Source organism: Priestia sp. TRM10 (assembly GCF_057808375.1).
This window is the reverse complement of the sequence record NZ_JBJZOT010000002.1, coordinates 365,913-387,920: the sequence shown is the minus strand read 5'-3', so window position 1 is coordinate 387,920 and position 22,008 is coordinate 365,913. Positions and strand designations below refer to the sequence as shown.

Annotated in this window: 24 protein-coding genes and 1 other annotated feature; of the genes, 6 read left to right on the top strand and 18 right to left on the bottom strand. The window is 38.2% G+C overall.

Annotation, left to right across the window (positions count from 1 at the left end):
* Positions 1 to 67 precede the first annotated feature (67 nt).
* From ACK3CR_RS01960 to ACK3CR_RS01935, 6 genes are all read right to left on the bottom strand, one after another.
* Positions 68 to 631: a GyrI-like domain-containing protein gene (locus tag ACK3CR_RS01960; protein WP_488974650.1), complete on the bottom strand. Its 564-nt coding sequence runs from the start codon at positions 629 to 631 to the stop codon at positions 68 to 70.
* Positions 632 to 950: 319 nt separating this feature from the next.
* A complete protein-coding gene (locus tag ACK3CR_RS01955; protein WP_488974649.1) occupies positions 951 to 1,919 on the bottom strand; it encodes a bile acid:sodium symporter family protein in 969 nt (322 codons plus the stop codon).
* Positions 1,920 to 1,984: 65 nt separating this feature from the next.
* The gene (locus ACK3CR_RS01950) at positions 1,985 to 3,226 is read right to left on the bottom strand and encodes an MFS transporter (RefSeq protein WP_488974648.1); all 1,242 of its coding nucleotides are present in this window, start codon (positions 3,224 to 3,226) and stop codon (positions 1,985 to 1,987) included.
* Between the two features lie 69 nt (positions 3,227 to 3,295).
* Positions 3,296 to 3,541 (bottom strand) — a binding site (T-box leader).
* Positions 3,542 to 3,717: 176 nt separating this feature from the next.
* Positions 3,718 to 4,347, bottom strand: coding sequence for a poly-gamma-glutamate hydrolase family protein (locus ACK3CR_RS01945; RefSeq protein ID WP_488974647.1), 630 nt, complete (start codon positions 4,345 to 4,347; stop codon positions 3,718 to 3,720).
* A 67-nt stretch (positions 4,348 to 4,414) separates the two neighbouring features.
* Entirely contained in the window at positions 4,415 to 4,810 is a 396-nt protein-coding gene (locus ACK3CR_RS01940) for a hypothetical protein (protein ID WP_488974646.1), read from the bottom strand.
* A gap of 270 nt (positions 4,811 to 5,080) precedes the next feature.
* The gene (locus ACK3CR_RS01935) at positions 5,081 to 5,800 is read right to left on the bottom strand and encodes a YebC/PmpR family DNA-binding transcriptional regulator (protein WP_019394294.1); all 720 of its coding nucleotides are present in this window, start codon (positions 5,798 to 5,800) and stop codon (positions 5,081 to 5,083) included.
* Positions 5,801 to 6,032: 232 nt separating this feature from the next.
* Between ACK3CR_RS01935 and ACK3CR_RS01930 the strand changes: the two genes are divergently transcribed.
* Together ACK3CR_RS01930 and clpP are read left to right on the top strand one after the other, a co-directional pair.
* Complete coding sequence (locus ACK3CR_RS01930) at positions 6,033 to 6,644, top strand: sigma factor-like helix-turn-helix DNA-binding protein (RefSeq protein WP_328123655.1); 612 nt, start codon at positions 6,033 to 6,035, stop codon at positions 6,642 to 6,644.
* 18 nt (positions 6,645 to 6,662) lie between these two features.
* A complete protein-coding gene (clpP, locus tag ACK3CR_RS01925; RefSeq protein WP_328123654.1) occupies positions 6,663 to 7,235 on the top strand; it encodes an ATP-dependent Clp endopeptidase proteolytic subunit ClpP in 573 nt (190 codons plus the stop codon).
* 38 nt (positions 7,236 to 7,273) lie between these two features.
* On the opposite strand, the gene ACK3CR_RS01920 is transcribed toward clpP, so the two are convergent.
* Both ACK3CR_RS01920 and ACK3CR_RS01915 read right to left on the bottom strand, forming a co-directional pair.
* Positions 7,274 to 7,492: a hypothetical protein gene (locus ACK3CR_RS01920; protein WP_328123653.1), complete on the bottom strand. Its 219-nt coding sequence runs from the start codon at positions 7,490 to 7,492 to the stop codon at positions 7,274 to 7,276.
* 59 nt (positions 7,493 to 7,551) lie between these two features.
* Positions 7,552 to 8,466, bottom strand: a complete 915-nt coding sequence (locus ACK3CR_RS01915; RefSeq protein ID WP_243509491.1) for a helix-turn-helix transcriptional regulator — start codon at positions 8,464 to 8,466, stop codon at positions 7,552 to 7,554.
* 133 nt (positions 8,467 to 8,599) lie between these two features.
* Between ACK3CR_RS01915 and modA the strand changes: the two genes are divergently transcribed.
* Together modA and modB are read left to right on the top strand one after the other, a co-directional pair.
* Positions 8,600 to 9,397, top strand: coding sequence for a molybdate ABC transporter substrate-binding protein (gene modA / locus ACK3CR_RS01910; RefSeq protein ID WP_488974645.1), 798 nt, complete (start codon positions 8,600 to 8,602; stop codon positions 9,395 to 9,397).
* On the top strand, positions 9,378 to 10,058 hold the full coding sequence (gene modB, locus ACK3CR_RS01905) for a molybdate ABC transporter permease subunit (protein ID WP_480380631.1): 681 nt from the start codon (positions 9,378 to 9,380) through the stop codon (positions 10,056 to 10,058). The genes modA and modB overlap by 20 nt, the downstream gene beginning before the upstream one ends.
* 142 nt (positions 10,059 to 10,200) lie before the next feature.
* On the opposite strand, the gene ACK3CR_RS01900 is transcribed toward modB, so the two are convergent.
* Positions 10,201 to 10,956: a class I SAM-dependent methyltransferase gene (locus tag ACK3CR_RS01900; protein WP_480380632.1), complete on the bottom strand. Its 756-nt coding sequence runs from the start codon at positions 10,954 to 10,956 to the stop codon at positions 10,201 to 10,203.
* A gap of 142 nt (positions 10,957 to 11,098) precedes the next feature.
* Entirely contained in the window at positions 11,099 to 12,079 is a 981-nt protein-coding gene (locus ACK3CR_RS01895) for a ketoacyl-ACP synthase III (RefSeq protein WP_488974644.1), read from the bottom strand.
* A 250-nt stretch (positions 12,080 to 12,329) separates the two neighbouring features.
* On the opposite strand from ACK3CR_RS01895, the gene ACK3CR_RS01890 reads away from it, so the two are divergent.
* On the top strand, positions 12,330 to 13,064 hold the full coding sequence (locus ACK3CR_RS01890; RefSeq protein WP_243509501.1) for a YdcF family protein: 735 nt from the start codon (positions 12,330 to 12,332) through the stop codon (positions 13,062 to 13,064).
* A gap of 60 nt (positions 13,065 to 13,124) precedes the next feature.
* On the opposite strand, the gene ACK3CR_RS01885 is transcribed toward ACK3CR_RS01890, so the two are convergent.
* From ACK3CR_RS01885 to ACK3CR_RS01875, 3 genes are all read right to left on the bottom strand, one after another.
* Entirely contained in the window at positions 13,125 to 14,462 is a 1,338-nt protein-coding gene (locus ACK3CR_RS01885; protein WP_488974643.1) for a CoA-disulfide reductase, read from the bottom strand.
* Between the two features lie 17 nt (positions 14,463 to 14,479).
* Entirely contained in the window at positions 14,480 to 14,746 is a 267-nt protein-coding gene (locus tag ACK3CR_RS01880; protein ID WP_040057552.1) for a GNAT family N-acetyltransferase, read from the bottom strand.
* 70 nt (positions 14,747 to 14,816) lie between these two features.
* Entirely contained in the window at positions 14,817 to 15,281 is a 465-nt protein-coding gene (locus ACK3CR_RS01875) for a GNAT family N-acetyltransferase (RefSeq protein ID WP_488974642.1), read from the bottom strand.
* A gap of 76 nt (positions 15,282 to 15,357) precedes the next feature.
* Here ACK3CR_RS01875 and lepB point away from each other — a divergent pair, with 76 nt between their 5' ends.
* Positions 15,358 to 15,897: a signal peptidase I gene (gene lepB, locus ACK3CR_RS01870; protein ID WP_061804344.1), complete on the top strand. Its 540-nt coding sequence runs from the start codon at positions 15,358 to 15,360 to the stop codon at positions 15,895 to 15,897.
* Positions 15,898 to 15,936: 39 nt separating this feature from the next.
* On the opposite strand, the gene ACK3CR_RS01865 is transcribed toward lepB, so the two are convergent.
* The 5 genes from ACK3CR_RS01865 to fdhF form a co-directional block, all read right to left on the bottom strand.
* A complete protein-coding gene (locus tag ACK3CR_RS01865; RefSeq protein ID WP_488974641.1) occupies positions 15,937 to 16,638 on the bottom strand; it encodes an ABC transporter permease in 702 nt (233 codons plus the stop codon).
* Between the two features lie 11 nt (positions 16,639 to 16,649).
* Positions 16,650 to 17,543 carry an ABC transporter ATP-binding protein gene (locus tag ACK3CR_RS01860; RefSeq protein WP_488974640.1) on the bottom strand — a complete coding sequence of 298 codons (894 nt, stop codon included), beginning with the start codon at positions 17,541 to 17,543 and terminating at the stop codon, positions 16,650 to 16,652.
* 90 nt (positions 17,544 to 17,633) lie between these two features.
* Positions 17,634 to 17,939: a hypothetical protein gene (locus ACK3CR_RS01855; RefSeq protein WP_488974639.1), complete on the bottom strand. Its 306-nt coding sequence runs from the start codon at positions 17,937 to 17,939 to the stop codon at positions 17,634 to 17,636.
* Positions 17,940 to 18,407: 468 nt separating this feature from the next.
* Complete coding sequence (locus ACK3CR_RS01850; RefSeq protein WP_488974638.1) at positions 18,408 to 18,890, bottom strand: helical membrane plugin domain-containing protein; 483 nt, start codon at positions 18,888 to 18,890, stop codon at positions 18,408 to 18,410.
* A 26-nt stretch (positions 18,891 to 18,916) separates the two neighbouring features.
* Complete coding sequence (gene fdhF / locus ACK3CR_RS01845; RefSeq protein WP_488974637.1) at positions 18,917 to 21,868, bottom strand: formate dehydrogenase subunit alpha; 2,952 nt, start codon at positions 21,866 to 21,868, stop codon at positions 18,917 to 18,919.
* Positions 21,869 to 22,008: the final 140 nt, after the last annotated feature.

The following is a 22,008-nucleotide window of genomic DNA, read 5'->3' as shown; positions in this document are numbered from 1 at the left end:
TCATACTCCACAAACCTGTAATTGTCAGGTGAAATCACATAGTAGCACACAGAAACGCTCAGTTTTTTTATGCTCTGAGCGTTTCTGATTTTATTGCTATCTTTTCCCGTTTAAACACCCGATAGCGGAATACAGAAACTTCAAATGTTTTTGGTTCATCTTCATAACTTCCAACGTGCATTGATTGGACACATAGCCCTTCTGTTATTAATTCAAATTGTACATTATCGAAATTAAGATTTGTCTTTTTTTGTTTGACACGATTTACTGCATATTGAAATAAATGTTCTGTCACAAAATCAGGTTGCCTTATCATTAACTTGTATACGAAATGGTCCTTATTTAAATAGTCTAATTTCCTCCCTTCTTCATCTAAATCCCAATGTCCTTCTAAGGGGAAAACTGCGTATTCAAAATAACCTTCTGGAGTTATTCCTTTTTTAGGCATCATTCTTATGGCATATGACAAAGCGTAAAGGATTTCAATATTATCTTTAAATCGTTCACTGTTTGGATTTCCACTACCTTCTATTGTGAAAAATTTCATTTCTGGAACTTCAATTTTAGTAGGTTGTTTTTTGGGTAAATAGAGTTCCTTCAATTGTTTTCTCCATTCATACTTACTCATCATTTATCCCTCTTTTCATTTATTCTATAATCCCGCACATTTTTACATCTATTTTAAGATGAGTTTTCCTACTCCTTCTAATGCCTGTTTTTAAAACCTCACATGATATCCAAAATCGCATCTTACATTTATGAATGCCGATAGTGATGCTGATTGAGCTGCTATTTTAATGATTAAAACTTAACAAATCTTAATCTAACAATAAAAAGTCAAGTATAAAACCTCTGCGTTTTGTACTCGATTTTTTATTGTTCCTCCACGTTATTCGAACTACTTAAACTAAAAAAGGGGCCTTGTTCTGGAACAAGGCCCCTTTTTTAGTTTATTGATTTACTTTTTTAGCAAGGATTGTGCGTCGGTTGTAAAAGGCTGTCAAAAGATAGCCGTGGAAAGCAGCGAGCACTTGTTGAAACAACATACAGAACACGACGGGAACAGCCACTTGCGCTGGGAAAAAGGTAACCGCAATGACCGTACCAGCGCTAATGTTACGCATGCCTCCTGTATAGATAATGGCCACTACATTTTCACGCGTTTGCTTGAATAAAGCGGCTAATCCCCAAGAAAAGAGATATCCCGCTAGAACGATAAATAAAATCGTCCCTAAAATTCCTAAAAGCTTTGCATCAATATGGCGCAAGTGTGGCGCAATCGCAGAGCTATTAATCATAATAACAGCAGGTAGCGTGAGCTTGGAAAACGGAGATAGCATCCGACTCATTTTCTCAATGCGTGCTCGAGCACTAAATTGGTTCACAAGCATTGCTAGAAGGGATGGGAGCACCACCATAAAAAATAAACCTTTCATCATTTCGACCGTTTGCATCTCAACCGTTTCCCCTGCTAACATAGACATGCTGAACGGAACAATAAAAGGAGAAAGCAGGGTATCAATTAAAATAATCGACAGCGTCAGCGGAATATTCCCTTTATACATGGACACCCAAATCATGCTTGTAATCCCCGTTGGAACAACAAGAGCGAGCGTCATTCCTGTGACTGTAAACGGATCATTTGGAAAAAATAAATGACCAATTGCAAATGCCCAAAGAGGGGTAATGAGATGAAGAACAACGAGCGTTAAAAGAAGCGGAAACGGATGTAGTACTGTATTTTGGAGAGATTTAAAGTTTGATTTTAAACTCCCCACAAACGTCATGAAAGCGAAAAGCCACGGCACTAGAAAAGAAAGTGAGTGTAAGTTTGTGTAAGCTAACACTCCCAAAGCAACGCTGAGCGGTGTGATTAATGGCATCCACTTTCCAATATAGTAATTTAGACGGTCTAGCATAAAAAAACTCCAATCGTTCGATTTTAAAAAGCAGTTCCTTTCTATAGTATCAGATATTAGGAGAATTAGAGCGGTTTTGAAGCGGAATTTTTTTCTTTACGCTCCCTATCTGAGTAGAAATGAGCACGAACCGTTTGAAAATTCACCCCTCCAAAAACGATAGCGAGAAGCGCCATGCTACATGCTCCAATGACCACCATCATCCGAATAGAGAACATTTCGGCTAACCATCCGAAACAAATGGTAAAGAAAAGAACAAGCAGTGATTCAATGAAAGTAAGCATACTGCTTATTCGTCCAATCAAATGAACAGGAACGTTGTTTTGATAAAAGGTTAAAAATCCAGTATTCAAAAATGCAAGGGCAAAAGAAAGGGTAAAACATCCAATAAAAGCAGGAACAAACGTGTTCGAAAAGGCAAAAAGTAAATAGCCAAGCGAAGTAATGATGGCTCCTACATTCATTAATCGTAAGAGAGAAAGTTGATGAATAAGCCATGCATTAACGAAAGACCCAACTAAAATTCCTCCACCTGCCCCACTTACAATCACTCCATATTCTCCTTCTGTTAGCTTAATAACCGTTGTAGCAAAGGCAGCTTCTAGTGAATCTGTAGCAGTCATGAAAACCGTCATCAAATGAAAAAGAAGCGAAATAAGCGCGACATACGGGAATGTAGATGAAAATCGACCAACAAGAACCACATCTTTTTTTAACATGGCAAATGATAAAGAATCTTGTTTTTCTCTCTCTTCTTCTAGGTCTGGTAATAATAAGGTGAGCAAAGCTGCCAGTAAAAGAGCCGCTCCGTTTAAATAAATAGCGAGATCTCCCGCCTCTTTCATCATAAATAAACCAGCAAGCGCAGGCCCTGTGATAAATGCTCCGGAGTCAAGCAAGCTTTTATACGAATTAAATGTTTTACGATGCTCTATAGCGACCAGCTTTGTTGTATACGACAGTACCGTAGGATGATACATAGCGCTTGCGATATTAATGAAAAATACAAAAACATAAAGGATAAGCAAGGTATCTAATAAAGGAAGAAGCACCATGAGTCCTGCTTGAATAAGTTGAAGAACAATCATAAGCTGCTTTGTGCGAGCACGATCCACAAGGCTTCCAGCCCCAATATTCGCCAAAAGAGCGGCACTTGCTTTTAAAAGATACAGCACGGTAACGGCAAAAGCAGAGTTTGTTTGTTTAAGTACGATAAGATTTAAGGCTATAAAATAAACCCAGCTTCCTACTCCTGTAATGCCAAGGTTAACAAGTAAAAGATTCAGCGTGCTCCATTCTTTTTTCATCCTAGGCTCCTCCCCTCTATTTACACAACTTACACAACAAAAAAACATCCCACCCCCAAGATTCTTCATCTTGGGGGCGAGATGTTTTCGCGGTGCCACCCCAGTTCGCCTTCTATGTTGCCATAGAAAGCCTCATCAGGTACAAGTATACCCTAGCTCAATAACAGGAGCTCCTGTCACAATATCCCCTCACGAAAAGGTTCCCCTGTGAAGCTCAGAGGCTTGCTTCGGTAGAATTGAAAACACCCTTTCTCAGCAATTCAGGGCTCTCTGTGCTTTTCATTTTCTACGTACTCTTCTCATCAACGCTCAGTTTTTAATTTTTATCATTTTATCCCTTTTATGTAATTTTTGTCAAGGAGTCTTTTCGAAAAAAAGCGAAAGAACGACAAAAACTATGAAAAGCTAAAAAAAAACACAAAACTATAGGTGAGCTATGCTAGATCAGGTGCAAAATGGTAAAAAGACCTCCTTATTCACTAAGAAGGTCTTCAACTCATATGTTCCTCAATCGCTTCAATCAGCGCCTTTTTGTAATTGTGCAAAGACTTTGTCCAGTTCGAAGGATGTCGCCGGTTTGATTTTGCCCAATTGTGATGCTGGAAAAATTGTTTTCTTTGCTCTGCGGTCAGTTCGAGCTGCACGCCCTTGCCCTGTACGGTTGCATTTGTAATATTCCGGGCTTCCATTCCTGCAAATCCTTTTCTTGCGTCTTTTACGATAAAACCTTTTTCCGTAAGCTTCTGTCGAATCGCTTCTTTTAACTCCACATCCCGTCCTCCAATATACGTTTCAGCCTTTGTCCCACACATGCCATGAAACGTAATATGCCAGTGAACGTTTTCTAACAGACGAAGTTGGCGAGGTTCGTCAAAGTTGGTTGAGGTAATATGTAAATCACGATTCCCTGAAGACTGTAATCCTTCAAAAACATACCAAGACCACGCGGGTCGACTCATGGAAATGGCTTCAACCAACTCCGTTGTGCCTGCTTCAATTCCACCTCCATGAGGAGCGGAAAGACAAAGAAATGATTGGTGATCTTGATATCGCACTTGATAATGGATGCCTTCTACTTTGTCGAATGTTAAAGCTTGATAATTTTTATATACATCACTCATTTTGTTCTCCTCTTGCTTTTCTATAAGATATGGGTTTTTTGTTAGATTTTCAAGACTTTATATACGATTACTTTTCAATTGCCAATCTGAATACTAAAAGAGCAAGTAAAATAGTAATCGGGGTCATGACTACTGTTTCTAAGAAAGAGTGTGAAGCTAAATTGCCTAGGGAGTTCAGAATCATCACTGCAAATATAGCCCATATACCGATGTTTGACGTTCTTTTAAATTTTCCTTTTAAAATATACCCTGCTTTTACCGCAACAATTGAAATAAATACGATTTGGATTAGAATGGATATCATTTCGAAGAGGATAACGTCTTCCTGTCTCTTTAATCGTCCTCCCCATACAAAGCCATATGGCAAAATGTTTAGTAATATGAGCCCATGCATGAATAGAGCCATTGTATTAATGGCAAGAATGATATAACTTGCCATCTTCATACTAATGAGTTTTTTCATGTTCTTCTCCTTGCTTTAGAGAATATTGTTAAGTAAATGAATAACACTTACAAGAGTCAAACCAATACTCCTACCACATGAATTCTTTTGCAAAAGGACAAGAGGATCACTCTAAACGCAATATATTCAATGACAAATGATTTATGATAACAGGAAGGAATGAAGATTTTTGTATGAACTTATCCATCTTCTCGAAATAAAAGCCTCACTTCTTGTATAAGTGCATTTCTCATACAAGAAGTGAGGCTTAGTCCCATAACTTATCCTAGATTATTCACCTAGATCCACATTGTGATACACTTGTTGTACGTCTTCTAAATCTTCTAGTGCATCCACCATTTTTTCAAATAAAGCTTGGTCTTCTTCAGAAAGAGTCACTTCAGTTTGAGGAAGCATTGTAAGCTCTGCCACTGTAAAGTCTTCTACGCCTGCAGTGCGAAGAGCTTCTTGAGCAGCTTGAAACTCATCTGGTTCTGTATAAATGATCACGGCTTCGTCTTCTTCTAGAATGTCGCGTGCGTCAACATCTGCTTCCATTAAAATTTCAAGCACTTCTTCTTCATTTTTGCCTTCAAGACCAATTACGCCTGTTGGGTCAAACATGTAAGCAACAGAACCGCTCACACCCATGTTTCCCCCGTTTTTCCCGAATGCCGCGCGTACGTCAGAAGCAGTACGATTGACGTTGTTTGTTAACGCATCAACGATCACCATTGATCCGTTTACACCAAAGCCTTCATAGCGAAGTTGGTCATAGTTTTCTTCACCGCCGCCTTTTGCTTTTTCGATTGCACGATCAATAATCGCTTTTGGCACATTATATGTTTTAGCGCGCTCAAGCACAAATTTTAGCGTTTGGTTTGCCTCTGGATCAGGCTCTCCGCTTTTCGCTGCCACGTAGATTTCGCGACCAAATTTAGCATAAACTCGACTTGTTTTCGCGTCTTTTGATGCTTTCTTTTCTTTAATATTGTTCCATTTACGTCCCATTATGAACACTCGCTTTCAACTTTAAATCGATATGTATTATACGCTTAAAGATGACAAAAATCTACTATAATGAAGGATTGTCACCTTTGTACCTTCTTCATTATACCTCAAATTCCCTGTTTTTGATAAGATAAAGAACAAAATGATTTTATATATAAATGAAGTCCCCATATCTTTTTCACCGTTTCATTCGTTTTAAAAGAGAGAGAACTTAAAAGGAGGATTAAAATCCATGTTAGAGCCAAACAAAAGAAACGAGGAAGAAATTGAGGTCCAAAAGCTTTATAAAGGCCTTCTTCCTTACTGTTGTTTCCTTTCAGGAGATAAATGGGATGGAGAAGATTTAGCACAAGAAACGATGTTAAAAGCGATGCAAAATTACGGGTCTCTTACCCCTGCTTTATTAAAGAAAATAGCCTATCATAAATGGATAGATGAAAAGCGTAAAAGAAGTCGAGAAACAGTTGGTGAAACAGATCACCATACCTTAACGAAAGAAAGCCGGCAGGAAGAAGTTGAGGCTCTTTTACATTCACTCACGCCGAAACAAGCAGTAATACTCACTTTAAAAGAAGCTTTTCAATATAAAATCAGTGAGATCTCCTCCATTCTTGACATGACAGAACCTGGGGTTAAAGCCCTTTTAAAACGGGCACGAACAAAACTTCGCAGAGAAAACGAAGAAGAAAAAATCAACAATCAAGAACTTGTAGATGCTATTTCAAAGAGTATTCAAGGGGAAGATCCTGCACCTTTACTTTCTTTCCTAAAACAAAAAAAGGCATTCGAACCAATGGCTCATATGGTATTCCGCTCTTACAGTTCTCTCAACATCGCGTCATAAGAAAAAGGAGGGTTAAGCATGAATCATATTCCATATGTAATTGAACAATCAGCATCTGGTGAACGTTCATATGACATTTATTCACGTCTTTTAAAAGATCGCATTATTATGGTGAGCAACGAAATTAATGATTCAATGGCTAACAGCATTGTGGCACAACTGCTCTTTTTAACAGCGGATGATGCCGAAAAAGATATTTCTCTTTATATTAACAGTCCAGGTGGATCGGTCTCAGCGGGATTTGCCATTTTTGATACAATGCAGCATATTCAACCAGATGTTCGTACCATTTGTACAGGAATGGCCGCTTCGTTTGGAGCTCTGTTACTACTCGGAGGAGCGAAAGGAAAACGATTTGCTCTGCCAAATAGTGAAATAATGCTTCATCAGCCGCTTGGAGGGGCACGCGGTCAAGCCACTGAAATTGAGATTTCAGCAAAGCGGATCCTCAAACTAAAAGAACACATTAATCGTATTATTGCAGACCGCACAGGACAGCCTTATGATAAAGTTGTGCAAGATACGGACCGTGATTACTTCCTAAGCGCAGAAGAAGCGAAAACCTATGGGGTGATTGATGAAGTTATTTAAAACGAAAACCAAGACGGGAAGATTCCCGTCTTGGTTTTTTATTTGACTAATGTTCTCTCTCTATTTTTTCTTTTTTGAAATCTTTTGACCCCTTCTGTTCCCGCTATACTACTAATCATCCCAATCATAACGCTTGCAGAAATAATTTTCGCCGCATAGTAAATCCCTGTACCAAAGAAAAGATCTACCACAACAATCTTTTTAATTGTAGAAGCTTCTATCGTATAAATCACAATCTGATTCGCCTTCGCTCGCATCTTCCTCACCTCGTCTCTTTACACGATATGTAAAGGAGAGGTTGTCACATGTGAAAATTTTACAATATTGATTCATACAAGACTTCCCCTGTCTGATCTGTCTTATATCCATTAAGAGAAAGAAGCTGCTGTTGAAAGGATTCTGAAGAGAGTACTTTTTTAATAGACGCAATGATCTCTTCGGTTCGCTCATTTTTTAACAACACTAAGTCATATTGTTCCTCAATTAGGGGAATAAACTCGACATCACTCATTCGTGCCACATTTTCAATCCCAATTCCAACATCTGCTTTTCCGCTTGAGACAGCGGAGGCCGCGGCAAGATGAGTAGTAACAATGTTATGATACCCACTAATGTGAGACGCTGAAAGCCCTAGTTGTTTTAACTTTTCGTCTAATAGGACACGTGCCCCTGCCCCTCGTTCTCGGTTTACCATCTTAATATCTTTTTCAGCTATATCTTTGAAACATTGGATATGATGAGGATTGCCTTTTTGCACATACAATCCTGCTGTTCGTTTCACAAGATGAATTACAACATAAGCATCACTAACAAGAAGACGCTTCACATATGGAAGATTATATGTATCGCTTTCCCCATCATATAAATGAAGACTCACAATATCACATTTTCCATGATATAAATCTATTAAACTGTTTAAACTGCCATTATAAAGACGAAGCGGTGTTTGACTTAGTTCCCCTTCTAAATTTTTACTTAACAGATCAAGTGAAACGTCTTGTCCACTAATGACAACAGGGCGTGTCTTTTGTTTTTCCTCTTGCTTTTGAGATGTAACAACATTTTTGGTTTGGTTTTTATAGTCTGTTAAATCTTCTTCGTCTACGCGCATTTGTCGTCCAACACGGTAAGCCGGAAGAGTTCCTTTTTTTATTAAGTCATAAACGGTCAACTTTGACACTTTTAAAATCGATGCGAGTTCTTCGATTGTGTAAGAAGTCGTGCTCATCATATCACCTCTTCTATAGTATAATCTTCTCTTTCTTGTAAAAAAAGGATGAATGCAAAGACCTTTATATATTATAATCAGTTATAATTAGTTATAACTAATTATAACTAACAATAAAACAAAGGGGACAGATGAAATGAAAAAGAAGGCAATGGCCCTATCTGTTGTATTATGCGGCACACTCCTCATGAGTGCGTGTGGGAATTCAGAACAAAAAGCATCCGGAGACAGTGAAAATAAGCAAGAAGATATAACGCTAACCGTATCAGCGGCAGCAAGCTTAAAAGACGCCCTAGGGGAGATTGAGAAAAAATATGAAAAAGAACATCCTCATGTTGATCTTAAATTTAACTTTGGCGGCTCTGGAACGCTGCAGCAACAAATTTCTCAAGGGGCCCCTGTTGATCTCTTTTTCTCAGCAGCAGAAGACAAATTTGATGAACTTGTGAAAGAAGGAGAGATTAATAAAGAAGATGGTACAGACCTTATCCAAAACAGTCTTGTTCTTATTGCACCAAAGAGTTCCTCTCTTACTAGTTTTGAAGACTTACATAACCAAAAGATAGAAAAGATTGCGCTCGGAACGCCTGAAACGGTGCCAGCTGGAGAATATGGAAAGCAAACACTTGAAAAGTTATCACTATGGAAAGATGTTGAATCAAAAGTCGTTTACGCAAAAGATGTGCGCCAAGTGCTTTCCTATGTAGAAACAGGAAATGTTGAAGCAGGAATTGTTTATAAAACAGATGCTCTTGTATCTGATAAAGTAAAAATTATCGATACAGCGAAAGAAACGTCCCATGATCCAATCGTTTATCCCCTTGGAGTCATTAAGGATTCCAATCACGAGAAGGAAGCTCATGATTTTTATGACTATCTTCAAGGGAAAGAAGCTATGAATGTGTTAAAAGAATATGGATTCACGGCTAAGTAACCTTACATTCTCTGAATTTTGGACCCCTATTTCTCTTTCTCTAGAAATAGCCATTGTTGCATGGATCGTTGTATTAGTGGCCGGAGTACTTGCAGGGCGAGGACTTGCACGAAGGTCCTTTCGTGGAAAAGCACTTGTGGAAACAGTCTTAATGCTTCCCCTTGTTTTGCCTCCAACCGTTGTTGGATTTCTTTTAATCATCATCTTTGGTAAGCATAGTTTCATAGGAGAAGCCATTCAGTCATTGTTTGGTCAATCGTTAATTTTTACTCCATGGGCAGCTGTTATCGCTTCTGCCGTTGTCGCTTTTCCTCTTATGTATCAGTCTGCAAAAGTTGGGTTTGCAAGTATTGAGGCTTCTATTGAGGAAGCAGCTCGCATGGACGGAGCATCGGAGTGGAAAGTCTTTCTCTATATTACCCTTCCTCTTGCTAAAAACGCATTGATTTCCGGAGGGATTTTAAGTTTTTGCCGGGCTCTTGGAGAGTTTGGAGCAACCCTTATGTTTGCAGGGAATATTCCGGGAGTGACACAAACGATTCCCACGGCTATTTATGTTGCGTTAGATTCTGGTAACATGACGCTTGCCTGGTGTTGGGTAGGAACGATTATCATCATTTCATTTATGATGTTATGGATGGTTCAACGAAAAAGTCATTAAAAAGGAGTCTATTTCGACTCCTTTTTTATAACGGTGAAGTTCTTACGAGAAATATAAAAAAGCCATATCCAACAAGAAAATGGCTACAATCGTGATTGAGCTAAAGTGACCCGCTCGTGGAACGATTTATAGGGTCATTGGTTTACTTTTTTAATTTAAACACTATAAAGTCAGCACATCTAAAATCTTCTTCAAATGAAGGGTATTTTTTTAGCATTTCTTTTGACGGGATAGGTTCTACAATACTTTCTAAAACAAAACCCGTTTTGATTAAAGTATTGATATAACTTGTCAATGTTCTATGAAAGAACAGCATTTTTTCTTTATCCCCTAACCCTTGTTCATACACACCTTCATAAAAGTATTGATCTACGTTCCAATGCAACTTTTCTCCGCTTTCTGTTTTTTCCCAACCACATTCAGGAGTAACGAAACAAGGATGTAATATCGAAAAAATAAAATGGCCTCCATCTATTAATAACCGATACATTTCTTGAAATGCTTTTTCATAATTCGCAAGGTCTTGAATAACCATATTGGACACTATTAAATTGAAACTTTTATCTCCTAGAGTATTTAAGTCTTCGCAATTACCTAGTTTATAATCAATTACCAAATCATGTGGCGTTCTTTCTTTCGCAATTTCTATCATTCGTGGAGTATAATCTACTGCTGTTACAGTGGCACCAGACTTGGATAAAATTCTGCTTAAATACCCTTCTCCACACCCTGCATCTAAAACTTTTTTGTTTTTCACATTCCCCATAAGTGAAAATAAAGTTGGGTTTAAAAAGACCTCTTTATGAAGGTCTCCTTGTTCCGTATGATTTTTTGAATAGGTATCTGCAAATGCCTCCCATCTTTTAATCGCTTCTTTGGTACATGCATTTTGTTTCATTTTACATTCCCCCCTTTAGCTATCATCCTTTTAAGCACTCTGCTCATTTGGTCAAAAGATCCACCTTTTGAATATTAGCATAAAAAAGGAAGGAAATCCCTATATCTTATAAACAACAAGCCTTTAAAAAACAGAATAATGTTTAAATGCCCCATTGAATCAAAAGACCGAGATTTGTTAATCCTCCTCCGAATCCATACAGAAGCATATGATCTCCTTTTTTCACTTTTCCTTCTTGAACACCAAGATGAATGGCAAGTGGAATAGAAACAGATGAGGTATTTCCACATGTCTCTACACTTGTTAGCGTTTTTTCAACAGGAAAGTCCGCTTTCTCACAGATAGACTCAATCATTCGCAGATTGGCACTATGCGGAATAAACCAGTCTAAGTCTTGTTTTGTCATTTCCCCTTTTTCTAGTAACGTTTCCATTCCTTTTGGCACTGTACGTGTAGCCCATTTGTACACTTCTCGACCGTTTTGGACCATTTTTCCGCTTGGATCAAGGGAAGCTCCATCAATTTTATCAGCTAATGTTTTACGATAAAGATGTATGCCTCCTTCTCCTCTTGTGCCCATATGTACACTGATAAAGCTTGGGTTTTCTTCATTATATTCCACAAGGAAAGCTGCTGCCCCATCACCGAATAAAACAGCTGTTGAACGATCTTCATAGTTCGTTACTTTAGACAGCGTTTCAGAAGCCACAACAAGTATCTTTTTATGAAGTCCTGATGTGATAAGACTGTTGGCAAGATGAAGTCCATAAGTAAAACCAGCACACGTCGCGTTCAAATCAAAAGCACCGGTCTCTTTAATATCAAAATAGTGTTGAATGCGGCATGCTACACTCGGAAAAGCATAGTCTGCAGTTGTGGTCGCAACGATAATCAAATCTACATCTTCCACTGTTTTATCATATTGATCCATCAAATTTTCAATGGCCTTAATTGCTAAATCAGAAGAGAATTCTTCTTCTCCTGCAATATGTCTTTCTTTCATCCCTGTTCGCTGAACAATCCATTCATCACTTGTGTCCATCATTTTTTCTAAATCTTCATTTGATAAAATACGTTGTGGTAAATAGTGCCCAATGGCTGTGATTTTTGCGGTCGATTTCATGTTTTAATTCCCCCTATAATAGGACTAGATTTTATTACTTAATATTAGTACCTAGTATTAAATATGTCAATTTTTTCTTATTCTCATGTTTAATAGAAATTATAAAAACGTTTTTCTTGGGCCCTATGCTTCTTTTGATAGGAGATTTCGTAAAAGGTTTGTTAAGATTTCAAATGACCCAAATCTAAAAGAAAAAATGCGCTATAATAGAAGCGGCATCAAGACTTTTGAAATAAAGGCGGATAGTGGAATGATTTATATTATTAAATTTTTATATGGATTTGTGCTTCCTCCTGGTTTATTTGTTACAGGAACGCTTTTACTTGGTTTATTTGCGTATCGACGGGATAAAGTGCTAGCTCGTTGCTTCCTTTTGTTATCTTTCTTGCTCTATCTTTTCTTTATTCCTTTTACAGGTCACTTTTTGATTCACGCGCTAGAGAAACAATATACTCCTCCAAAAGAAGTGTCAGGAGATGTAATTGTCATGCTTGGAGGCGGGGCAACCTTTGATACTCCTGATGTTGATGGCAAAGGTCATCTCTACGGAAGTGCAGCAAACCGCTTATTAACAGCGGCTCGACTACATAATCAAACAGGATTGCCTATTGTTGTTTCTGGAGGCACCGTTTATCCTGATAACGGCAGTGAAGCAGATATTGCGAAACGTCAGCTAATCAGTTTAGGGATTGAACAAGATGCCATTTTCGTAGAAACGAAAAGTCGCAACACAGAAGAAAATGCGAAATATACAAAAGAGTTATTAAAGAAAGAGCATTTTCAAAAACCGATTCTCGTCACATCTGCTTATCATATGCCGCGTGCTGTTAAACATTTTCATAACGTTGGCCTTACAGTAGAACCATATCCGACAGACTATTCATCAAATCAGAAAACAGAAGTATATCCAAATCAGTTTTCTCCTACGATGATTACTGCAACATATAAAGCACTGAAAGAATATGTAGGCATACTTGCAAGTTAAGCCAAAAAAGGAAGAGACAATACGGGTCTCTTCCTTTTTTTATGGTCTTTTACTCCCTATCTATTTCGGTGATCGCCTTTTTACTGCCTGTTGAATCGGATCCCATACGCTATTGTAAGGCGGAGAATAGCTTAAATCTAAATCTTCAAGTTCATGAACAGTCATTTTATGATAAAGAGCGGTAGCGAGCACATCTACCCGTTTATCTACCCCTTGCTTTCCGATGATTTGTCCTCCTAAAAGCAGGCCGCTATCTTTTCGATAAAGAAGTTTGAGATAAAGATCCTCTGCTTGTGGGTAGTACCCTGCATGGTTTTTAGTTTGGAAAGAAATCACCTCATATGGGAAGTGAAGCTCTTTTGCTTCCTTTTCGGTTAAACCGGTTCTCCCAAGCGTGAGCTCGAGAAATTGAATGATCGAAGAACCTACAACCCCTTGAAAAGGAACCCCTTTCTCTAGCATATTTAGTCCTGCTATTCTTCCTTGTTTATTTGCTGTTGTGCCAAGCGGAACATAGTCATTTTTCTGTTTAATACGATGATAGTGAAGAGCACAGTCGCCTGCTGCATAAATATCTTTTACGTTCGTTTCCATATAGGCATTCACTTCGATGGCTCCCTTTATTCCCACCTTTATACCGCTTCCTTCTAGAAAGCGCGTATTAGGATGAACCCCTGTTGCGAGCAGCACAAGATCTGTTTCATACGTACCCTTATTGGTGTGAATCTCCCGCACGTTCTCTTCCCCAATCAGTGCTTCTACATCTTCTTTTAAGCAAAGCTCTATCCCTTTTCGCTTTGCCTCTTCATGGATATGTGCAGCCATCTCTTCATCAAACAGAGAGGCAAGCTGTCCTCCTCGTTGGATAATGCGTACTTTTTTTCCTAGTTCGAGAAAGTTTTCAGCCATTTCCAGCCCAATATAACCTCCACCTACAATGGTGACGTTTTGAATCTCATCTTGAAGGCTTTCTTGAATCTTTTTGGTATCTGGAATCGTTTTTAGCAGATGAACATGCCCTAGCTCTACACCAGGCCAATCGGGTTGATTTGGACTGGCTCCTGTCGCAATGAGCAGTTTATCGTAAGAGTGGGAAAACCCTTCTCCTGTTTTTGTATGTATGCCATAAACCTTTTTCTCTTTTTCATCTACCTTTTTGACTTCTGTATGTGTATAAGCGTTAATGCCATATTTCTCTCGAAACGTCTCAGCACTGCGTACAATCAAGTCATTTGTTGAGGGAACTTTCCCACCAATCACATAAGGAAGACCACATTGACCGTAGGAGTAAATCTCACCTTTTTCAAAGGTAATGACCTCTGCCTCTTGATCGTTGCGGACAATTTGCATCGCAGCACTCATTCCCGCTGCATCTCCACCGATAATCACATATTTCATCTTATTTCCCCCTTTTTTTATGACAGGACATCATGATACTCTTTTGTATCTTGCAGCTTTTGCTTAGCATAAGAACACGTTGGTGTAATTTTTTTATTTTGCTCTCGAGCCATTTCCACAACTTGATGAAGCAGTTTTCCTGCCACTCCTTGACCTCTTAGCTCATCTGACACAAAAGTGTGGTCTACCACAATGGTGTCTCCCTCTATTGTAAAATGTAGTTCTGCTTTTTTTCCTTCTTCCTCACCAATATAAAAAGATTCTTCGTTTTGTTTGATATCCATTTTAAAGTCTCTCCTTTACACATTTCTTATTATTCTTATACCCTTTTCTATCCTGTTTTCATCCTTTATTTCATAATTGTTTCTTCATCGTCATACTGACTGTTTTAAATCCCATTTCTTTATAAAGGCGGTAAGCCCGCTGGTTTTCATAAAAGACGTTCAGCGAGATGGTGTCGATTTTTTGTTTTCTAAGAATCTTTTCTATTTCCTTTAATGTAGCTTTCCCGTACCCTTTTCCTTGATAACATCTAAAAATCGTAATTTGATAAATAAAAGCCTGCTTCTTTTTCTTATCAGCATATATCCAAAGCGTCCCAACGTCTTCAGTCCCATTACGACAACGATAAAACGTATGAAAGGGCGTGTTTACTCCATGAGGAAGAAGACGTTGTATTTCAAGATGAGCTTTTTTCAATGCTTCTCCTCTTTGCAATCTTTTATATTCACGGAGACTTTCTGCGTAGCGGGAAACTTCTCTCTCTATAAAAATATGAAACTCCTCTTCTGTCATTAATACAAAATTTAGTTCTTTCATCCTATCTCTCCATTTCCTATCTATGGAATTTGTGGTAACATAATAAAGAATCTGTTGCTTTAAGGATGTGAAATTAGTGGAAAAACGTAAAGAAATCTTCTCTTGGATTAAAGTGTTTGGCTTTGCTATTGTGATTGCGTTAATTGCACGCAACTTCATTTTCTCTCCATACACGGTTCATGGGGAATCTATGATGCCAACTATTCAAAATGATAATCGTGTGATTGTGAGTAAACTGAGTGATATAGATCGATTTGATACCATCGTCTTTGATGCTCCAGACTCTGATGATCGTTATATTAAACGCGTAATTGGCCTTCCTGGAGATACGGTAGAAATGAAAAATGATACCCTATATGTGAATGGAAAAGCCTATTCAGAAGACTATTTAAATTCTGTAGCGAAACAAGAATCGATCAGCCAACATTGGACAGAAGACTTTACTTTAGAAGAAAAAACAGGTAAGAAAGTAGTGCCTGAAGGATATGTATTTGTTCTTGGCGATAATCGTCCGATAAGCAAAGATAGCCGGATTTTCGGTTTACTTTCTATGAAAAGCATTCAAGGCCAAGCCGTATTTCGCTTTTGGCCATTTAATGAAATAGGTCCGCTTTAAACCTCTGAGGAGAAAGCATCTTGCTTTCTCCTAGTTTTTTCACAAGGGATGTTTACGCTTCATTATCCAAAAAAAGAGCCCTATTAATAGAAAAGTATAAAGAAAGATCCAACTGAACTGCCCCAAAAATAAGCCAGGTATAGACTTTATATTATCTTCTGAACTCATGATTTCTAATGAGAAATGAAGAGGTGGAAACAACCAGATAAATCCGTCTATCGTATCTTTCAAAGTGGAGATGGAAACAGATATAACGAGAATACCAAGAACTCCCCACCATGTATTGCTTTGATTTTGGATAAGTTCCCTTGTAAAGAGAGCGGAAAGGGAAAGGGATAAGAGGGATAAACTAAAATGAGACAAAAAACCCATTATAAGATGTAGTCCTCTCGTTTCTACACCAAACGCGTTAAAAACAATTGGATAAACTACTGAAATAAGACTGAGACAAAGCCCAATAAGGATGCCCATTGTAAATAAAGATCGATAATATTTTCTTGGATTTTTGCAATGGAGCATTGTGATCCTTTTTTGTCCTTCATCTTCGGCATGAAATATGGTGACTGTAAACCATCCCATGATAAAGAAAAGAAGTAAAGACGTAAATGAATAACTGTCTAATATCGGATTTGGTGTATATGTATAATTTATGACAAGAGACAAGATGTAAAGGGAAAGAGGAGGAATGTATCGATGAGATCTTAAGTAGTTGTGTAAGTGATAGTATAATAAACCCTTCATTCTCTTCGATCCTACCCCCTCTCAAAATAGCTATACACATTCTTGTTATTTTCATTTATAAGGAGCAGCTCCTTAATTGAGGCCCCTCTTTGTAAAAGTTCTCTTAAGAGTTTGTCTGTATCTTCCGGCTTGACAATGGCCTCTATCTCGTTCGCATTAGAACTCAAATAACGCTGTTGTTGAATTTTCATAAGGGGAAGTACTTCTCTTAATGATGTTTGCGCGAGGATTTGAAAAACAAGTTTGTTTCCTCCGATGATAGTATGAAGAGGACTACTATTCTGAACAATTTGGTGATTCTTAATCCATAGGAGTCTATCTACTAGGTTTTCTAGTAATTTTGTTTCATGACATGTAAGAATAATACTTACTCCTCTTTGTTTCAAAGTCAAGAGAATCGTTTCTACATCATTTTGCGCCTTCGGATCCAGTCCAGATAAGGGCTCGTCTAATAGGAGAAAACCTGTCTCCTCAATCATCGACTGCATAATAATCACCTTTTGTTTCATTCCTTTAGATAACGCGGCAATTGCTGTTCGGCGGTCTTCTTGTAAATGAAACGTTTTTAGTAAACCATCTATTCGCTGTCTTAAGCGTTGTTTATTTATCCCTCTAATCTTTCCCATATGAGTAAGATATTCTTCTATAGTGAACGGAATATGAGAAGGGGTGATTTCAGGAACATACCCCATTTTTAAAGAAGATGCGGGTTTGTACAACTCCCCGCTGTCTGACTTGATTAATCCTCCTATAATTTTTAGTAAAGTACTTTTACCAGACCCATTTTTTCCAACAAGTGCAATGATTTGATTTGCATAGATTGAGAAAGAAACATTTTCTAAGACTACTTTATTTTTATAGTGCTTGGTAATATTTCGCACTTCCATTATAGGTATAAGTTCCATATTCACACACCTTACTTTTTTATGTTCACTTCCACTTCGCACGTAGTATTCCAGCACCCAAAAGATAAAAGTGCGTATATCCTTAAATGATTACAGTTTTTTCTTCCGTTGCTGTGACCTTCTAATTTTTTGTAGAGTATGAACTAAATCTTCTTTAAATATTTTCTGTTTTCGCTCACTTTTTAATAAGTTCTCTACATTTTGTAAACCGATGGAAAACCGAACATAATCATTCATGATAAAAATGTCCATATGAGAAGCGAACAATGATTGAAACCATGGAACATTTCGAAGTTCTTTTATGTTTTCATTGATTTTCTCTTCTGTTGTCAGAGGTTTTCTACTCCAGGTGGGAGGAAGAAGATTTGCAAGAAATTCGAGAAAATTATCATCCATCAATGACTTTCTCCTTTCACAGGCAATATAAGAGAGCTAGATTCAACATAGCAGCTTTTCTCTATCATATAAGTTAAAGTGTATCCAACATGCTTTCAAATCCATCTTCTCTTTATTTTCTATCTCTCTATTTTATTATACTATATTTTCCAGTTGTTTGTTCTTTTTGTTGAAAAGAAAGGTGAACGAAGAAAATGTTCCCGACAATCTGTTAATAACGAGTTGTTTTCTTTTGTATGTACTCAAAAACCTCTTTCACAAGAAAAATATATCTCAACCGCATACCATCAGCTCCTTTCCTCTACCACATTCCTCATTAGATAGAGAGCTAAACGCATTTAGAACACGTTTAGCTAAAAAATACCCCTTTTCGTATTTCAAAATAAGATATTTATGTAAATGGACTTTCTTTTTCCTTACAAACAAAAGGACGCTAATACAAATTAGCATCCTTTGTTTGTGAATTTTTTATTTCTCTTTTAATCCTTCCCCTACGCCTTTTAACAAGTTTAAAGAGAATTTAATGGCCCGATTAACATCTGGATCTTTCAATGACCGAGCAAGTTCAAACATACTCATTTTTTTCTCCTCTTTTAATCCTTCTTCCGCCTTTTGCAATCCTTTGGCAAACCCGCTTGCAAGCTTCTCCGTTGTTTGAGGATTAACATCTGTTAGCACTCCTGCTGCTGCCATAGCGTTATTAATAGCATTTGTCACAGGAGGACGAAGCATCTGTTCAACAGCAATTTTCGTCACGTCTTCTTTGGCTTCTACAAGATGATTAACTGCTCCTAATATTCCACTCTTATGAAGCTCTTGAAGTAATGTCATCGTGTCTTTCACGCCACCCACATTTTTAGAAAGCTCGTGAAGCACTTCTTGAAGGGTTCTTTCTTGCTCTTCCTCTTCTGTTAATACTGGTTTTTCAATTTTTGTAATAGGTTTCGCCATTATACTCCCCCTTACCTTACGTTTGTTTATTTTCTTACAGGTTGGTTTTGATCTGCAATCGGTTCATAATCATCGCGCTTCCATTTTCGCTCAACTTCAACCCCAAGCTGAGGATAACGTTTGGTATAACGGTGATTGTAAGATGGAAGCGGATTTTCTCCGCTTTCTGCTAAAACATCCATCTTTACTTTTGTTTGCTTATAAGCAGGAGTTTGGGTTTGAAGATCTCCTGCCGTTCCGGTTAAAAGGTTGACGGCATTTTCATGCTGAACAGAGTGCATCGGTACATAAAGTTCATTTCCTTCAACACGATCTGTGATAAGGGCATGAAGTTTAATCGCTCCATATGGGGAACGGAGGCGAACGAGCGAACCATCCTTTATGCCTCTCTCTGCTGCCAGATGTGGGGAAACTTCTACAAATACTTTAGGAAGCTTGTACTGAATGCCTTTTGATTTGTTTGTCATATTCCCAACGTGAAATTGTTCTAAAAGTCGGCCATTATTTAACGTTAAATCATACTCTTTTGAAAACTGAAGTGGAGGTACATATTCTTTGAGTGAGAACCGTGCCTTTCCATCTGGAAAATTGAATCGTTTTGTATAGAGAAGCGGCTCGTCTTTTCCACTGTGTTGAACAGGCCATACAAGACTCTTCCATCCTTCTAATCTCTCATATGAAACACCGGCAAAGTTTGGGCAAAGGCGAGCAATTTCATCCATAATATCGCTTGGATGATGATAATTCCACTGAGCCCCGCATCTGTTTGCTATTTCTTGAATAATCCACCAGTCTGGTTTAGAATCTTCTAATGGTGGGATCGCTTGGTAAAGACGTTGAATTCTTCGCTCTGTATTTGTGAAGGTTCCATCTTTTTCAAAGGACGGTGAAGCTGGCAAAATCACATCTGCAAACTGAGCCGTTTTCGTAAAAAACAAATCTTGCACAACGAAGAAATCTAACTTACTCAGTGCATCCTGAACATGATCTGCATTTGCATCAACTAAGGCCATATCTTCTCCTATTAAATAAATGCCTTTTAAACTTCCCGCTTTCGCTCCTACTAACATATTTACGTTCTTTAAGCCACTTTCTTTTGAAATAGACACTCCATAAGCCTCTTCAAATCTTTGTCTTGCTTCATCATCTGTAAGAGGTTCATTTCCAGGAAGCGACTGTGGAAGTGCCCCCATATCACAGGACCCTTGTACATTATTGTGCCCCCGAAGCGGATAAGCGCCCGTTCCTGTTCGTCCAAAATTACCAGTTACAAGCAAAAGGTTCACAATCGCGCCTGACGTGTGGGACCCAGCGATATTTTGCGTCACGCCCATTCCCCAAAGAATACAAGTTCCGTCCGCTTCATAAATCATTTTTGCTGTATTGTGAAGGATTTCTTTAGAGAGACCTGTCACTTCCGAGGCATAATCAAGCGTATATTTGTCTAAGAGCTTTACATATTCCTCATAATTGTCAATGCGCTCTCGGATGAACTTTTCATCATTCCATCCTTTGTCAATCATATATTTTGCAAGAGCTGTTAACCATACATAGTCTGTTCCTTGTTTTGGTCGAAGAAATAAATCTGAGCGTTCTGCTAATTCGTGTTTTCTAAGATCAGCTACAATGAGCTTTTGGCCGCGAAGTTTACGAGCGCTTTTAACACGGGTTGCTAATACAGGATGTCCTTCCGTTGGGTTTGCGCCGATCGTGATTACAAGACCAGCATTCTCAATGTCTTGAATTGTGCCAGAGTCTCCTCCATAGCCAACAGTTGCAAGCAATCCATTTGTGGCAGGGGATTGACAGTAGCGGGAGCAGTTGTCAACGTTGTTTGTCTCAAAAACTTGACGCGCAAGCTTCTGCATTAAATAGGCTTCTTCATTTGTTGTTTTAGAAGAACTTACAAACCCAAGAGCATTTCCACCGTACGTTTCTTTTATAAACCCGAACTTTTCTCCAATGAGCGTAAGAGCTTCATTCCAGGAGGCTTGAACAAACTGATCACCTTTTCGGATTAGAGGGGTTGTTAAACGTTCATCACTATTTACAAAATCCCAGCCGAATTTCCCTTTAATACAAGTTGAAATACTGTTAACAGGAGCCTGTTCTGTTGGTTCAATCTTTAAAATTTCTCGGCCTTTTGTCCATACTTCAAACGAACACCCAACACCACAGAAAGTACACACTGTTTTGGTTTTCTTAGTTCGTTTTTCTCGGGCTGCGGCTTCTACTTCTGAGAGGGCAAAGACAGTCTTGTAGTCTGGCTCTACTTCTTTCACAAGATCAATCATTGGATCTAATAGCTTTTCTGACATCCCTGTTAAAAACCCAGCTTCTCCAATCATCGATTTTTCCATTAGGGCATTACATGGACAAACAGTGACACATTGGCCACAGGATACGCAAGAAGACTCGTTAATACTTTTTCCGTTGTCCCACAGCACGCGTGGCATTTTACGATCCCAGTCAATTGTGAGCGTTTCGTTTACTTGAACGTCCTGACAAACTTCTACACATCTCCCACATAAAATGCACTGATCTGGATCATAGCGGTAAAAAGGATGAGAATGATCCTTTTCATATCCTTTTTCACGAAATGGGCGTGTTTGATGTTCAATCTCAAGCTGTTCTGCTGTATTATGTACACGGCAATTTCCATTATTATTATCACAAACTGTGCAATATAATAAATGATTTTCCAACAGGCGGTCCATTGCTTCTTTCTGAGAAGATTGGGCACGTTCAGATGAGGTTAAAATCTCCATTCCTTCTTGGATTTCAGTAGAACAAGCTCGCATAATATCGCCATTAATTTCACACATACATGTATCACATGTTTGAATAGGACCTAACGTTTCAGAATAGCAAACATGAGGATGTGGGGTATTTTGAGCTAGTAGATAATCTAAGAGCCTTGTGCCTTGTTGAACTTTATGTTGTTCCCCGTTAATTGTAACTGCAACCGTTTTTTCCATCTTTTCTCCCCTTTTCTCTTAAATTTCAAATTCTCCTCTTTTTCAAAGAATAGTTCACTTACTGAACTATTCTAGTGCTATTATATTTTTTTCTCTCAAATTAAAATAGGCTTTACAAGGCTATCCTTATCTGGAAAAGG

Excerpts from the sequence above, each read along its gene's own strand:
- ACK3CR_RS01960 (WP_488974650.1), bottom strand. The coding sequence starts at position 631 with ATGATGAGTAAGTATGAATGGAGAAAACAATTGAAGGAACTCTATTTA.
- ACK3CR_RS01955 (WP_488974649.1), bottom strand. The coding sequence starts at position 1,919 with ATGCTAGACCGTCTAAATTACTATATTGGAAAGTGGATGCCATTAATC.
- ACK3CR_RS01950 (WP_488974648.1), bottom strand. The coding sequence starts at position 3,226 with ATGAAAAAAGAATGGAGCACGCTGAATCTTTTACTTGTTAACCTTGGC.
- ACK3CR_RS01945 (WP_488974647.1), bottom strand. The coding sequence starts at position 4,347 with ATGAGTGATGTATATAAAAATTATCAAGCTTTAACATTCGACAAAGTA.
- ACK3CR_RS01940 (WP_488974646.1), bottom strand. The coding sequence starts at position 4,810 with ATGAAAAAACTCATTAGTATGAAGATGGCAAGTTATATCATTCTTGCC.
- ACK3CR_RS01935 (WP_019394294.1), bottom strand. The coding sequence starts at position 5,800 with ATGGGACGTAAATGGAACAATATTAAAGAAAAGAAAGCATCAAAAGAC.
- ACK3CR_RS01930 (WP_328123655.1), top strand. The coding sequence starts at position 6,033 with ATGTTAGAGCCAAACAAAAGAAACGAGGAAGAAATTGAGGTCCAAAAG.
- clpP (WP_328123654.1), top strand. The coding sequence starts at position 6,663 with ATGAATCATATTCCATATGTAATTGAACAATCAGCATCTGGTGAACGT.
- ACK3CR_RS01920 (WP_328123653.1), bottom strand. The coding sequence starts at position 7,492 with ATGCGAGCGAAGGCGAATCAGATTGTGATTTATACGATAGAAGCTTCT.
- ACK3CR_RS01915 (WP_243509491.1), bottom strand. The coding sequence starts at position 8,466 with ATGATGAGCACGACTTCTTACACAATCGAAGAACTCGCATCGATTTTA.
- modA (WP_488974645.1), top strand. The coding sequence starts at position 8,600 with ATGAAAAAGAAGGCAATGGCCCTATCTGTTGTATTATGCGGCACACTC.
- modB (WP_480380631.1), top strand. The coding sequence starts at position 9,378 with ATGGATTCACGGCTAAGTAACCTTACATTCTCTGAATTTTGGACCCCT.
- ACK3CR_RS01900 (WP_480380632.1), bottom strand. The coding sequence starts at position 10,956 with ATGAAACAAAATGCATGTACCAAAGAAGCGATTAAAAGATGGGAGGCA.
- ACK3CR_RS01895 (WP_488974644.1), bottom strand. The coding sequence starts at position 12,079 with ATGAAATCGACCGCAAAAATCACAGCCATTGGGCACTATTTACCACAA.
- ACK3CR_RS01890 (WP_243509501.1), top strand. The coding sequence starts at position 12,330 with ATGATTTATATTATTAAATTTTTATATGGATTTGTGCTTCCTCCTGGT.
- ACK3CR_RS01885 (WP_488974643.1), bottom strand. The coding sequence starts at position 14,462 with ATGAAATATGTGATTATCGGTGGAGATGCAGCGGGAATGAGTGCTGCG.
- ACK3CR_RS01880 (WP_040057552.1), bottom strand. The coding sequence starts at position 14,746 with ATGGATATCAAACAAAACGAAGAATCTTTTTATATTGGTGAGGAAGAA.
- ACK3CR_RS01875 (WP_488974642.1), bottom strand. The coding sequence starts at position 15,281 with ATGAAAGAACTAAATTTTGTATTAATGACAGAAGAGGAGTTTCATATT.
- ACK3CR_RS01865 (WP_488974641.1), bottom strand. The coding sequence starts at position 16,638 with ATGAAGGGTTTATTATACTATCACTTACACAACTACTTAAGATCTCAT.
- ACK3CR_RS01860 (WP_488974640.1), bottom strand. The coding sequence starts at position 17,543 with ATGGAACTTATACCTATAATGGAAGTGCGAAATATTACCAAGCACTAT.
- ACK3CR_RS01855 (WP_488974639.1), bottom strand. The coding sequence starts at position 17,939 with ATGGATGATAATTTTCTCGAATTTCTTGCAAATCTTCTTCCTCCCACC.
- ACK3CR_RS01850 (WP_488974638.1), bottom strand. The coding sequence starts at position 18,890 with ATGGCGAAACCTATTACAAAAATTGAAAAACCAGTATTAACAGAAGAG.
- fdhF (WP_488974637.1), bottom strand. The coding sequence starts at position 21,868 with ATGGAAAAAACGGTTGCAGTTACAATTAACGGGGAACAACATAAAGTT.